This is a genomic window from Pseudomonas guariconensis (assembly GCF_015680235.1).
Taxonomy (GTDB): domain Bacteria; phylum Pseudomonadota; class Gammaproteobacteria; order Pseudomonadales; family Pseudomonadaceae; genus Aquipseudomonas; species Aquipseudomonas guariconensis_A.
This window is the reverse complement of sequence record NZ_JADLJL010000008.1, coordinates 37948-51224: the sequence shown is the minus strand read 5'-3', so window position 1 is coordinate 51224 and position 13277 is coordinate 37948. Positions and strand designations below refer to the sequence as shown.

Here is a 13277-nt window from a genome sequence, read left to right as displayed (position 1 = left end):
AATGCAAAATAAGGGCCTTCGGTCAGCCTTGCGGCAGTTTTACCTGCACCACTGCCACCGGCTGGTCCAGCCAGTCGGCGAAGCTGTCGAGAAAGGCCTGGGTGAACCCGGCCTCGCCCCAGTTGTTGAAGATGAAGCCCAGGTTGGAAAAGGCACACGGCTGCAGGAACAGAAAGCCGTTGATGTCGTCCTCGAAACCGCACAGGGGACAGGTGAAGTTGTCCGTCACCCCGGGCATCCATTCCTCCAGGCTTTCGAACAGCGGCTCGCCGACCTCACGCCGGCATTCAGGGCAGCCGGCCTCTTCGAGAAAGCCTTCGGTGGGCGTATAGATGCAGCGCTTGAGCATCACCTCCAGGCCGTTGACCTGTTCGCCGAAGGGGAGCTTCTCGGGGTGCAGCGCCACCTTGCGGGCACCTTCGGCCAGGGCATGGCCCATGCGATTGCCAGTGCGCCCACAGGTGCTGAGCTGCTCCTCGACGATCTTCTCGCGCACCAGCCAACGCAGGATCGCCCGGGCGCGGGCTTCGTGCACCGGCACGGTGGACAGTTTGGGGACGATGATGCTCTGGGTGTTCATGAACGAAACGGGCCTGCGGACTGCGGTAGTGATGAGATTCTACCGCTCAACCACCGAGGTAGCGACCGATCAGCGCCAGCCCGCTGGCCAGCACCAACCAGGTGACCAAGCGCACGAAGGCCTCACGGGACAGCTTCTGGCTCAGGTGCCGACCTAACCAGAGCCCGACGACCATCACCGGTAGCAAGCATGCCGCGAGCCATAACAGGTGGGCATCGGCATACGCTCCGGCGATGAGAAACAGCGACAGGCGCACCACCGTGCTACAGCTGATCAGCGCACTCTGGGTCGCACGCGCCTGCTCCGTGGAGTCCAGCCGGGCATTGAGATAGATCGCATAAAGAAAACCCCCGCTGCCGAACAAAGCGCCGAACAACCCGCCCGCCGCGCCCATCGGCACGGCCCAGGCGCCTGCCAACCGCGCGGGCCGCACCTTTATCGCAAGGCCATACACGGCATACCCCGTCACGAACAGTCCCATCAGCAACAACAGAAGGTCTGACTTCAAATGCAGTAGGAAGACCACCCCCAGGGTGCAGCCCACCGCCATGCACGGCAGCAGCCTCAACAGCTCGCTGCGCGCCACCGCCCTGCGCGAGGGTAGCCAATTACCGAAGGCTGCCACGAAGTCCAACAGCACCAGCAGCGGGATGATCCGCGACAACGGCATGAAATGAATCAGTATCGGCCCTGCCACCAAGGCCGTGCCGAAGCCAGCAATGCCAAAGACGATGTAGGCAATGCCGACCCCTAGCAGGATGGGCAACCAATCAAGACCGGAAAACGGCAGTTGGGCAAGCATGGGCGTGATCCCTGACAAGACGCAGATAGGTTAGCCAGGCATGAGCCATGCCGACTAATATGCCTTTGCGCCCTCAGCCATCTCGAAAAGGCATGCCATGACTTCCATTCGCCAATTGCGCTATTTCGTGGAAATTGCCGAGAACGGCAGCTTCAGCGCAGCTGCCGAGCGGCTGTACATTGCCCAATCGGCCTTGAGCCGGCAGATCAAGGAGCTGGAACAGCAGCTTGGCACGCCGCTGTTCGAGCGTACTGCCCGCCAGCCACGCCTGACCGCGGCCGGACTGGCGTTTCTCGACCGCGCCCGACACCTGCTGGCTGACCTGGACAAGGCCGAACGCCTGGCCCGGGAGATTGGCCAGGGCTTGCGCGGCAGCTTGCGCCTGAATCACTCCAGCACCGTTCCGTTGACCGGACGGCTGCTCGAGCGCCTGGGCGGCTATCTGGAGGCCAACCCCGGCGTTTCCCTGGAGATCGCTCAGCAATCGTCGGAAGCGCAGTTGGAAGATATCGCCGAAGGACGTCTGGAAATCGGCCTGCTTCGCCTGCCCGTATTGCGCCAACATCAGGACGTGGAAACCCATATCTTGTTCAGCGAGCCGTTGCTGCTAGCCGTGGCGGCAAGTCATCCACTGGCAAACGCCACGCAGGTGGACCTGGAGCGATTGCATGAGGAGCGCTTTATCTCCATCCCCCATCGGCAGCGAGGGGGGTTGAGCTATCTATCCGCTTCGTTGTGCATGAAGGCGGGGTTCTTTCCCCGGGCCGCGCAGGTCGTTTCTCGCAAGACCACCCAACTGCAACTGATCCAGGCCGGTTTCGGAGTGGCGCTGTTGCCGGCGTGCATGCGCGACATTGCGCCGGCCTCGGTGCACTTCGTACCGCTGGATGAGCCTTGCCAGAGCACCGTAGCCCTGGCGTGTCGACGAGAGGCCGGGGACCTGGTGCGCCAGTTCGTCTCGGCGATGCAAGGCTCGAGCGCCAGCACAGACAACCAGGTGTGATGTCCTTTATCATGCCCGCCATGATCAGAGACCCCTTCGAACGACTCGGGCTGGACCGCGAGGTCCTCACCGTCAGCCAGCTCAACGGCCGCGCCCGCGTGCTGCTGGAGGACGTGTTCCGCAGCGTCTGGGTGGAAGGCGAGATTTCCAACCTCGCCCGCCCGGCCTCCGGGCACATGTATTTCACCCTCAAGGATAGCGGCGCCCAGGTGCGCTGCGCACTGTTCCGGCAGAACGCCGCGCGTGTGCGCCAGGCCCTGCGCGATGGCCTGGCCGTGCGCGTGCGCGGCAAGGTCTCGCTATTCGAGGGGCGTGGCGACTACCAGCTGATCCTCGACACCGTCGAACCAGCAGGCGACGGCGCCTTGCGCCTGGCCTTCGAGGCACTGAAGGAAAAGCTCGGTGCCGAGGGCCTGTTCAGTGCCGAACGCAAGAAACCGCTGCCGGCCCACCCGCAACGCATCGGCATCGTCACCTCGCCCACGGGCGCGGTGATCCGCGACATCATCAGCGTGTTCCGCCGCCGCGCGCCACAGGTCGAACTGAACCTGATCCCCACCGCCGTGCAAGGGCGCGAGGCCATCGGCCAGATCGTCCGCGCCCTGCGCCTGGCCGACAGCCAAGGCTACGACGCCCTGATCCTGGCCCGCGGCGGCGGTTCGCTGGAAGACCTGTGGTGTTTCAACGAAGAGGACGTGGCCCGTGCCGTGGCCGCCTGCGTGACGCCCATCGTCAGTGCAGTGGGCCATGAGACCGACGTGTCGATCAGCGATTTCGTCGCCGACGTGCGCGCACCGACGCCCTCCGCCGCCGCCGAGCTGCTGGCGCCGGACAGCAGTGGCCTGCAGCAACGCCTCGACAGCCTGCAGCGCCGCCTGCTGCTGCGCATGAAGAACCGCCTGGCCCATGATCACCTGCGCCTGGAAGGCCTGGCCCGGCGCCTGCGCCACCCCGGCGAGCGCCTGCGCCAGCAGGCCCAGCGCCTGGATGACCTGGACATGCGCCTGCGCCGCGCTTTCATGCTCACCATGAACCAGCGCCACGAACGTCTGGGCCGCCTCGACACGCGCCTGGCCGCCCAACACCCGGGCCGGGCGCTCAAGCTGCTCGGCCAACGCCTGGACACCCTCGCCGAACGCCTGCCGCGGGCGATGCGCGACGTGCTCAAGGACCGCCGCCAGCGCTTCCAGGCACAGCTGCAGACCTTGCAGGTGGTCAGCCCTTTGGCCACCCTGGCGCGTGGCTACAGCATCCTGCTCGACGAGCACGGCCAGGCCATCCGCAGCGCCGCCCAGACCCACAACGGCCAGCGCCTGACCGCACGCCTGAACGAAGGCGAGCTCAAAGTGCGGGTCGAGGACAACCACCAGACCCCGGTCACCCTTTCGCTACTGGACTGACACATGCCCCGCCTGCTCGCGCCTTTGCTCGCCCTTTCCCTGCTGTTGCTCGGCACCCATGCCCAGGCCAGCTACATCACCCGCCAGCTGAACAAGCCGGTGCCCGGCGGCGTGGCAGTGGTCAACCTCGGCCCCGCCGCCACTGCGCCCGCCGCACGTTTCGACGGCAAGCCGGTACTGGTGGTCCAGGAGCAGGGCAACTGGCTGGCCATCGTCGGCATCCCGCTGACCCAGAAACCCGGCACGGCCGTGATTACCCAGGGCGCTCGCACGCTGCCCTTCAACGTCGCCAGCAAGAAATACCCCGAGCAGCACATCACCCTGAAGAACAAGCGCCAGGTCAACCCCAACCCCGCCGACCTCAAGCGCATCGACCGCGAGCTTGCCGAGCAGATCAAGGCCTACCGCAGCTTCAGTCCTACGCTGCCGAGCAACCTGATCCTCGACAAGCCGGTCACCGGCCCCTTGTCGAGCAAGTTCGGCGTGCGCCGCTTCTTCAACGGCGAGGAACGCAACCCCCACGCCGGCCTGGACTTCGCCGTACCCGCCGGCACGCCGATCAAGACCCCGGCCAATGGCAAGGTGATCCTGGTGGGCGACTACTTCTTCAATGGCCGCACCGTGTTCGTCGACCACGGCCAGGGATTCATCAGCATGTTCTGCCACATGTCGAAGATCGACGTGAAACCGGGCCAGGCACTGCGCCGCGGCGAGGTGGTCGGCCGCGTGGGCGCAACTGGGCGGGCGACCGGGCCGCACATGCATTGGAACGTCAGCCTCAACGATGCACGGGTCGACCCGGCGATCTTCATTGGCGCCTTCCAGCCCTGAACACTGCGGTACGCCCGTCACGGGGCAAGCCCGTTCCCACAGGTTTCATGTTGACTCGAGTCGCGCAGTGAACCTGTGGGAGATTGCCCAGCCTTTCGGGCTGCGCTGTCGCGCAGAGAACAAGCGGCTAGCGCCGCCCCCCTGTAGGAGCGGGCTTGTCCCGCGATCGGGCCAGCCTACCCGACGGCATTTGCGCCCCCTGTAAAGACCGCGCAAGCGACGCTGCCTTTTCCAAAGCAATGAGCGATAAAATCTCGAAAGCCTGGGTTTTTTGAGCATTTCTATCAATTTTTCACAGAGGCTTGCCATCTCTCACCCCACTGGTTAGGGTTGAGGCATGAAAACCTCCAACACCCTCATTCTGCTTCGCCAACACCGCAGCCTCTGCCTGGTCAGTGCACGACTACCAGGGTGAATCGCGTCGCCTCGCCTTTTCATCTCGTTACGTTCGGCAGGCCCGATCACGGCCGCACACTAAAGGATTGCTTCCATGACCATGCTCAAAGACCCTTCGAAGAAATACCGCGCGTTCCCGACCATCGACCTGCCTGACCGCACCTGGCCGTCGAAGACCATCACCCAGGCGCCGATCTGGTGCAGCTCCGACCTGCGTGACGGTAACCAGTCGCTGATCGAGCCGATGGACTCGGAGAAGAAGCTGCGTTTCTGGAAGACCCTGGTGCAGGTGGGCGTGAAGGAAATCGAGGCCGCGTTCCCGTCCGCCTCGCAAACCGACTTCGACTTCGTGCGCACCCTGATCGAAGACGGCCACATCCCGGACGACACCACCATCCAGGTGCTCACCCAGGCCCGCGAAGACCTCATCGCCCGCACCTTCGAGTCCCTGCGCGGCGCCAAGAAGGCCATCGTGCACCTGTACAACGCCACCTGCCCGTCGTTCCGCCGTATCGTCTTCAACCAGGACAAGCAAGGCGTGAAGGACATCGCAGTCAACGCAGCCAAGCTGTTCGTCAAGTACGCAGCCCAGCAGCCAGACACCCAGTGGACCTTCCAGTACTCGCCGGAAACCTTCAGCGCCACCGAAATGGAGTTCGCCAAGGAAGTCTGCGACGCCGTGATCGAGGTATGGAACCCGACGCCTGAGCACAAGATCATCCTCAACCTGCCGGCCACCGTCGAAGTGTCGACGCCGAACGTGTACGCCGACCAGATCGAGTGGTTCTGCCGCAACGTCAACCGCCGTGACAGCGTGATCATCAGCCTGCATACCCACAACGACCGTGGCACCGGCATCGCCGCCACAGAACTGGGCCTGATGGCCGGCGCCGACCGCGCCGAAGGCTGCCTGTTCGGCAACGGCGAGCGCACCGGCAACGTCGACCTGGTGACCTTGGCGCTGAACCTTTATACCCAGGGCATCGACCCACAGCTGGACTTCTCCGACATCGACGGCGTGCGCAAGGTCGTCGAGGAATGCAACCAACTGCCGGTGCACCCACGCCATCCGTACGTCGGCGACTTGGTCCATACCGCGTTCTCCGGCTCGCACCAGGATGCCATCCGCAAGGGCTTCGCCAAGCAGAAGGACGGCGAACTCTGGGAAGTACCGTACCTGCCGATCGACCCGGCCGACATTGGCCGCAGCTACGAGGCGGTGATCCGCGTCAACAGCCAGTCGGGCAAGGGCGGCATCACCTACCTGCTCGAGCAGGAATACGGCATCAGCCTGCCGCGCCGCATGCAGATCGAGTTCAGCCAGGTGGTACAGGGCGAGACCGACCGCCTGGGCCTGGAAATGACCGCCCAGCAGATCTACAGCCTGCTGCACAAGGAATACCTCCAGGCCAATACACCGTATGCATTGGTCAGCCATCGCCTGCAGGAAGAAAACGGCCACAGCGCCGTGGAAGTGGAAGTCGCCGGCGAAGGCGAAACCACCCTGCACTGGCGCGGCAAGGGCAACGGCGCGCTGGAGGCACTGGTCGCCGGCCTGCCGATTTCGGTCGAGATCATGGACTACAACGAGCATGCCATCGGCGCCGGTACCAACGCCAAGGCTGCGGCCTACATCGAGCTGCGCGTGGCCGGCGGCCGCCCGGTGCATGGCGTGGGTATCGACGAGAACATCACCACCGCCAGCTTCAAGGCACTGTTCAGCGCCCTGAACCGCTCGCTGAGCCAGCAGGCTGCCAAGGCGGCGTAAACCGTCACGCAGTGATCAAGGCCCGCATCCTTCGATGCGGGCTTTTTTATGTCTGCTGGGCTGTTGGGGCTGCTATGCAGCCCTTTCGCGGCACAAGGCCGCTCCACAGGGATTGGCGTCTGTAGGAGCGACCTTAAAGGGACCCAGCGCGCTTCCAGGGCAAAAAAAAGGGGCGCTGACCAAAGCGCCCCATAAGCCGTGTAGCACACAACGAATCCGGTTTCAGTCCAACAAGGCCATCGCCTCGGCGCTGCACGCCTGGATCCGCGCCCAGTCGCCATTCTTGACCCAGCTGCTGTCGAGCATCCAGGTGCCGCCCACGCACATCACATTGGGCAGCGCCATGTAGCTGCGTACATTGCCTGGGTTGACGCCACCAGTAGGGCAGAAACGGATATCGCCGAACGGGCCGCCAAAGGCCTTGATCGCCGCCACGCCGCCACTGATCTCCGCTGGGAACAGCTTGAAGCGACGGTAGCCCAGGGCGTAGCCCATCATGATTTCCGACGGCGTGCTGATGCCCGGCAGCAGCGGGATATCGCTTTGCACGCCAGCCTCGAGGATGTCCGGGGTGATGCCTGGGGTGACGACGAACTGCGCACCGGCCGCTTCCACCGCGGCGAACATCTCGCGATCGAGCACCGTGCCAGCACCGACACACAGCTCCGGACGTTGCTCACGCAGCACACGGATGGCTTTGAGGCCATGCTCGGAGCGCAAGGTCACCTCCAGGGTGCGGATGCCGCCGGCAGCCAGGGCATCGGCCAGGGGCAGGATGTCGTCCTCACGGGCGATGGTGATCACCGGCAGGATGCGCGCCTGTTCGCAGATCGCGTCGATCCTCGCGGCTTTTTCAGCCATCGAGAGCAAAGGCTGTGGTCGTTCAAGGGTGGTCATGACAGTGGATCCTTGGCTCATGGGCACCAGTAGATGTCCAGGGGGTCGTGAAGAAAAGCGCGAATCGGCATTTCAGTAAGGTTTTCGCCCGCCGAGGCGGCGCGCAGGGTAGCGAGCTTGCCCTCGCCCTGCACCGCCAACGCGGTGAAGGCGGCCTTGGCCAGCATGGCGCGGGTCATGCTCAGGCGCTGGCGCGGTACGTTCGGGGCCAGCATCGGCAGGCAGCGGCGCCGACTGGCCAAGTCCAGGCCTTCATGCAGGTTGGGGCTGGCCGGGAACAGCGAGGCCGTGTGGCCGTCATCGCCCATGCCCAGCACCAGCACGTCGATCGCAGGCAACCCGGCCAGCGCCTGGTCGGCCTGCTCGGCCGCGGCCTCGAGATTCTCGGCATTGCGGTACAGCCCGAGGAAACGTGCCTTGGCCGCCGCGCCTTTGAACAGGTGGCGGTTCAACAGGCCGGCATTGCTGTCGGCATGCTCGACCGGCACCCAGCGTTCATCGGCCAGGCTGACCGTGACTTTGGTCCAATCCAGCGTTTCGGTGGCCAGCTTCTCGAAAAACGGTACCGGGCTGCGCCCGCCCGACAGCACCACGCAGGCCTGCCCTTTGCTGGCGATGGCCTGGCGCAGCCGCTCGGCCACGTCCCGGGCCAGCGAGGCCGCCAATGTGTTGGAATCCGCCAGCTGATGCACCTTCACGGTCGCCGGCAATTGCAGGTCAGATATCGCCATACCAAGCCCTCCCATCGCGAGTGATCAGCGCGATCGAACTCATCGGCCCCCAGGAACCGGCCGCGTAGGGCTTGGGGGCGTCCCCGGCGTTCTTCCAGCCGGCGATCAGTTGGTCGCACCATGTCCAGGCGTATTCAATTTCATCCTTGCGCACGAACAGGTTCTGGTTGCCACGCATCACTTCCAGCAGCAGCCGCTCGTAGGCGTCCGGGATGCGCGCACTGCGCCAGGTATCGGAAAAATTCAGCTGCAAGGGCCCGCTGCGCAGCTGCATGCCCTTGTCCAGGCCTTGCTCCTTGGTCATCACCCGCAAGGAAATACCTTCGTCCGGCTGCAGGCGGATGATCAGTTTGTTACCGATCTGCAAACGCTGTTCGGGGGCGAAGATGTAGTGCGGCGTCTCCTTGAAGTGGATGACGATCTGCGACAGCTTCTGCGGCATGCGCTTGCCGGTGCGCAGGTAGAACGGCACGCCGGACCATCGCCAGTTGCGGATGTCGGCGCGCAGGGCGACGAAGGTTTCGGTGTCGCTCTGGGCATTGGCGTTGTCTTCCTCCAGGTAACCCGGCACCGGCTTGCCGTCGCTGTAGCCGGCGATGTACTGGCCGCGCACCACGCGGGTGGCCAGGGCCTCGCCGGTGATCGGCGCCAGGGCCTTGAGCACCTTGACCTTCTCGTCGCGGATGCTGTCGGCGGACAGGTCGCTTGGCGGGTCCATGGCGATCAGGCACAGCAGCTGCAACAGGTGGTTCTGGATCATGTCGCGCAGTTGCCCGGCCTTGTCGAAATAACCCCAGCGGCCTTCGATGCCGACCTTCTCGGCCACGGTGATTTCCACGTGGGAGATCGAGTTCTGGTTCCACTGGGTTTCGAACAGGCTGTTGGCAAAGCGCAGGGCGATCAGGTTCTGTACCGTCTCCTTGCCCAGGTAATGGTCGATGCGGTAGACACGGTTCTCCGGGAAGAAACGCGCCACCGCATCGTTGACCCTGCGGGAAGACTCCAGGTCGTGACCGATGGGCTTCTCCAGCACCACCCGGGTGCGTTCGGCAAGGCCGGCCTTGTCCAGGTTCTCGCAGATGGCCCCATACACGGCCGCAGGCGTTGCGAAATAGGCGATCAGCGGCAGGTCCGCCGCCACCTGCCCGGCCAGGTCCTGGTAGCCCTCGGCCTGGAGGAAGTCCAGGCGCAGGTAGCTCAAGCGGCCAAGGAAGCGCCCCAGCACGCCGGGCTCGATATCGGCATCGGGCACGAAACGGCGCAGGTGGGCCTCGATGGTCGCCAGGTGCTGCTCGCCCTCTCCCGCTTCGCGAGCCAATGCCAGCAGGCGGGAATCGGGGTGCAGCAAGCCAGCCCGGTCGAGCTGGTAGAGCGCGGGGAACAGCTTGCGCAGCGCCAGGTCGCCCAGGGCGCCAAACAGGGCAAAGGTGCAAGGTTCTACACTGATCGCAGCCATGATGTTGGTTCTTTCCTAAAGTTGGCCTAGGAATATCGCTTTCAAACGCAGTTTTCAAGGGCTAATGTAGTAAAAACTACAACATTACCGACAAATACCACACACAAGTGGTGCGACACGGGCACCGACAGTACGATAGACACCGTGCAAACGGCCCGCTGTTCCATCAGCCGGCTGTCTTCCCGACCCAAGGACATACCATGGACCGCGTGCGAAACCTCCTGGAACAGATCCAGGGACGCCTCGACGAGCTGAACAAGGCCGAACGCAAAGTCGCCGAAGTCATCCTGCTCAACCCGCAACAAGCCACCCGCTTCAGCATCGCCGCCCTGGCCCAGGCCGCCAAGGTCAGCGAGCCGACGGTCAACCGCTTCTGCCGCTCCTTCGGCGTCAGTGGCTACCCCGAGCTCAAGCTGCAACTGGCCCAGAGCCTGGCCAGCGGCGCCGCCTACGTCAGCCGCGCGGTGGAAGCCGACGATGATCCGGCAGCCTATACCCAGAAGATCTTCGGCAGCGCCATCGCCTCGCTGGACAGCGCCTGCCAACAGCTCGACCCGCAACAGGTCAGCCGTGCCGTGGACATGATGATCCAGGCCCGGCAGATCCACTTCTTCGGCCTGGGCGCCTCGGCCCCGGTGGCCCTCGACGCCCAGCACAAGTTCTTCCGCTTCAACCTGGCCGTGTCGGCCCATGCCGACGTGCTGATGCAACGCATGCTGGCCTCGGTGGCCCACACCGGCGACCTATTCGTGATCATCTCCTACACCGGGCGTACTCGCGAATTGGTCGAAGTGGCGCGCGTCGCCCGCGAAAACGGCGCCTCGGTGCTCGGCCTGACCGCCGCCGGCTCGCCCCTGGCCAAGGCTTGCAGCCTGAGCCTGCACATCCCGCTGCCGGAAGACACCGACATCTATATGCCGATGACGTCGCGGATCATCCAGCTCACCGTGCTCGATGTACTGGCCACCGGCATGACCTTGCGTCGCGGCGTGGACTTCCAGCCGCACCTGCGCAAGATCAAGGAAAGCCTCAACGCCAGCCGCTACCCCGTCGAGGACGACGAACTCAGCTGAGCCGGTGCGCCTGCAGGCTCAGGTGAGCCTGCTGCCCGGGCGCCAGGCTCAGGCCCTCGCCGCTGCCGCTGGCCGCTTCGACACAGACGAAGCGCTGGCACTCACGCCCGCTGACCCCCACCAACGGCCGCCGCCCCGGGTGCCAGACCACGGTATCGTCGCTGTCGCCGGTATCGATGCACAGTTCGCGCTGCCAGGCCGGGTCCTGCAATTGCACCCGAGGCGTGCCTGGGTAGACCTTCTGGCACCCGCCCCTGAGCTTCAAAGCGCCATCTTCGCGGCAGGCCTGGCGATTCAGGCGGTCATAACCTTCGATGTCCTCGAGCCCGGACAGCGCTATCTGAGCAACGTCACTGATTCGCCAATAGGCCAGCAGCGCATGGCTCAGCTGGCATGGCTCGCTGTCCTGGTGCTCGGTGGTCAGACTCAGCTCCATGCGCCGGCCCAGTCGAGCATGCAGGTCGACCTGCCAATCGCACAGCTGCAGGCGCCACTTGAGGGTCACGCCCTCCTCGTCCTCCTGGCTGTCCATCAGCTTCCAATCGAGCAACCGCGCCCAGCCATGGGCCGGCCACAGGTCCTCGCTCGGGTGACGCCCGTACCACGGCCAGCACACCGGCACACCACCGCGAATGGCCCCCACCTGCGGCCACTGTTCGGCGCACCACAGCCAGGGCCGCTCGCCCGCTGGTTGGAAGTGCAGGAGTTGCGCGCCCTGGCGACTGAAAACCGCCTGGCAATGGGGGTGGTCGATGATCAGTACATCGCGCTGCTGGTAACGCTCCCATTCGAACGTCGGCCGAGGCCTCTGCGCGCAAAAGAAGCGATGTAGCGGATGTTCAGGCATGGTTCCAAGCTCTTGTTGTTTGAGACAGCGCTATCTCGGCTCAGGCCTCGTTTCCACCGCAGACCAGTGGAAACGAGGAAGCCGGAAATGGATGGCGTAAATTTACAACAATTTTTCTCAGAATGACGACTGAATCTTCAAACCCGCGACCAGCGCGTTGTCCACATCGTCCACCCCGCCCGGGCTCTTGATGTATTGCAGGTTGGGCCGCACGGTCAGCCAGTTGGTGACATGGAAGCCGTAGTAGAGCTCGGCGTTGTACTCGGTGCGCTGCAGCGGCACGAAGGCTGGGTTGTCGTAATCGTCGATGCCACTGGCGGCGTTGAGCTGCTCGGCACGCTTCTTCACGTCGTCGTTGACGTGGATGCGGGCGATGCCCAAGCCAATGTCATCCTTGGGTCGGGCATCGAAGGGGCCCTTGTAGACCATGCCGACCTGCTGGTAGTTGTCGATGACGTTGGTGGCCTTGTCATGCACCGTGAAGTTGGCGAACAGGCTCAGGCCCCGATTGACGTCGCCGCCGTGGGCGGTCACCTGCTGCTGGGCAACTACCCACCAGCCATGCTTGCTGGAGTGGGACTTGAAGTCGTTGCCGGTGATGCCCTGTGGCTGGCCATTGACGTCCTCGTAGATATCGTCGGCATTGGCGGTGCTGTAGTAGTAGCCCAGGCGGTACTCGCCCGGCAGGCCGTTGACCTTGGGCGACCAGACCATCTCCACCGGCAGGATGGCGCCCTTGGTGCCACTGCCGCTGAGCTTGAAGCCGTTACCGGTCTCCAGGTTCGAGGGGTTCTGCTCGAAGGCGCCCACCTGCACGAAGAACTCCGGGTTGATGTTGTATTTGACCCGCAGCGCCCACTGGCTGACCGGCCAGTTGTACCAGATGCCGCCTACCCAGTTGCCTACCTGGGAGCCGCAGAACGCCAGGTTCTGGAAGTCGCAGGGGAAGCTGTTGAAGTCCTCGCCTTCACCGAAGCGGCCGAATTTCACGTCCAGGGCGCCATCGAAGTACTTCTGCTTGATCCACATCTGGGTCAGGCGCCAGGTCTGGCCACGGCCCCAGACTTCCTGCACCGAGCTGAGGTGGCCGGCCCGCGGGTCGCCGATGCGGTCGTTGGAGAGGTTGCGACCGCTACGCTCGGTGATCGCCAGCTTGAACTCGGCGTCATGCCAGCCGAGGATCTTCTGCAGGTCCAGGTGCGCCCCGAGGGCGAACTGATCGCTGTAGCGTGCCGTCTTGTCGTCGTTGTAGCCGCCGTGCAGGTTGCCGGCCACTTCGCCGACATAATCGAGGGTGAAGTCGTAGCCTTTTTCCAGCAGTTCGGTGCGCGTCCCGCCCCAGTCGCCGGTCATCCATTTCGAGTCCGCCGAGAAGGCCTCGGCTGCCTGTGCCCCATTGCTGCCGACGATGGCCAGCATGGCCAGCGACCCCAGCGTCCTGATGCGTTTGCGATGATCCATCCCTTGTTCCTCACTCTTCTTGTTATTGATGG

At 64.2% G+C, this 13277-nt stretch carries 12 protein-coding genes; 5 read left to right on the top strand and 7 right to left on the bottom strand.

All coding sequences use genetic code 11. The features are described 5' to 3' along the window. Positions 1-22: 22 nt before the first annotated feature. Positions 23-580, bottom strand: coding sequence for a sugar ABC transporter ATPase (locus IRZ56_RS08345; RefSeq protein ID WP_196144520.1), 558 nt, complete (start codon positions 578-580; stop codon positions 23-25). Between the two features lie 46 nt (positions 581-626). After that, positions 627-1382, bottom strand: coding sequence for a sulfite exporter TauE/SafE family protein (locus IRZ56_RS08340; RefSeq protein ID WP_196144519.1), 756 nt, complete (start codon positions 1380-1382; stop codon positions 627-629). Between the two features lie 97 nt (positions 1383-1479). On the opposite strand from IRZ56_RS08340, the gene IRZ56_RS08335 reads away from it, so the two are divergent. The 4 genes from IRZ56_RS08335 to leuA all read left to right on the top strand — a co-directional run bounded on the left by IRZ56_RS08335 (position 1480) and on the right by leuA (position 6780). Beyond that, positions 1480-2385 (top strand): LysR family transcriptional regulator, encoded by a 906-nt coding sequence (locus tag IRZ56_RS08335; protein ID WP_196144518.1) that lies wholly within the window; start codon positions 1480-1482, stop codon positions 2383-2385. A 20-nt stretch (positions 2386-2405) separates the two neighbouring features. Further along, positions 2406-3785 carry an exodeoxyribonuclease VII large subunit gene (gene xseA / locus IRZ56_RS08330; protein WP_196144517.1) on the top strand — a complete coding sequence of 460 codons (1380 nt, stop codon included), beginning with the start codon at positions 2406-2408 and terminating at the stop codon, positions 3783-3785. A gap of 3 nt (positions 3786-3788) precedes the next feature. Beyond that, positions 3789-4616 (top strand): M23 family metallopeptidase, encoded by an 828-nt coding sequence (locus IRZ56_RS08325; protein WP_196144516.1) that lies wholly within the window; start codon positions 3789-3791, stop codon positions 4614-4616. 490 nt (positions 4617-5106) lie between these two features. Beyond that, positions 5107-6780, top strand: a complete 1674-nt coding sequence (gene leuA / locus IRZ56_RS08320; protein WP_196144515.1) for a 2-isopropylmalate synthase — start codon at positions 5107-5109, stop codon at positions 6778-6780. Between the two features lie 222 nt (positions 6781-7002). Here leuA and IRZ56_RS08315 read toward each other — a convergent pair whose 3' ends face one another. The 3 genes from IRZ56_RS08315 to zwf are packed head-to-tail and all read right to left on the bottom strand — an operon-like array spanning position 7003 to position 9864. Continuing rightward, the gene (locus IRZ56_RS08315) at positions 7003-7677 is read right to left on the bottom strand and encodes a bifunctional 4-hydroxy-2-oxoglutarate aldolase/2-dehydro-3-deoxy-phosphogluconate aldolase (protein WP_196144514.1); all 675 of its coding nucleotides are present in this window, start codon (positions 7675-7677) and stop codon (positions 7003-7005) included. Between the two features lie 17 nt (positions 7678-7694). Beyond that, positions 7695-8408, bottom strand: a complete 714-nt coding sequence (gene pgl, locus IRZ56_RS08310; RefSeq protein ID WP_196144513.1) for a 6-phosphogluconolactonase — start codon at positions 8406-8408, stop codon at positions 7695-7697. After that, positions 8395-9864, bottom strand: coding sequence for a glucose-6-phosphate dehydrogenase (gene zwf, locus IRZ56_RS08305; protein WP_196144512.1), 1470 nt, complete (start codon positions 9862-9864; stop codon positions 8395-8397). The genes pgl and zwf overlap by 14 nt, the downstream gene beginning before the upstream one ends. A gap of 209 nt (positions 9865-10073) precedes the next feature. Here zwf and hexR point away from each other — a divergent pair, with 209 nt between their 5' ends. Continuing rightward, positions 10074-10937, top strand: coding sequence for a DNA-binding transcriptional regulator HexR (hexR, locus tag IRZ56_RS08300; protein ID WP_224459361.1), 864 nt, complete (start codon positions 10074-10076; stop codon positions 10935-10937). On the opposite strand, the gene IRZ56_RS08295 is transcribed toward hexR, so the two are convergent. Continuing rightward, positions 10930-11784 (bottom strand): D-hexose-6-phosphate mutarotase, encoded by an 855-nt coding sequence (locus IRZ56_RS08295; RefSeq protein ID WP_196144510.1) that lies wholly within the window; start codon positions 11782-11784, stop codon positions 10930-10932. The two genes, hexR and IRZ56_RS08295, sit on opposite strands and share 8 nt — an antisense overlap. A 117-nt stretch (positions 11785-11901) precedes the next feature. Then, on the bottom strand, positions 11902-13203 hold the full coding sequence (locus IRZ56_RS08290; RefSeq protein ID WP_230381265.1) for a carbohydrate porin: 1302 nt from the start codon (positions 13201-13203) through the stop codon (positions 11902-11904). Positions 13204-13277: the final 74 nt, after the last annotated feature.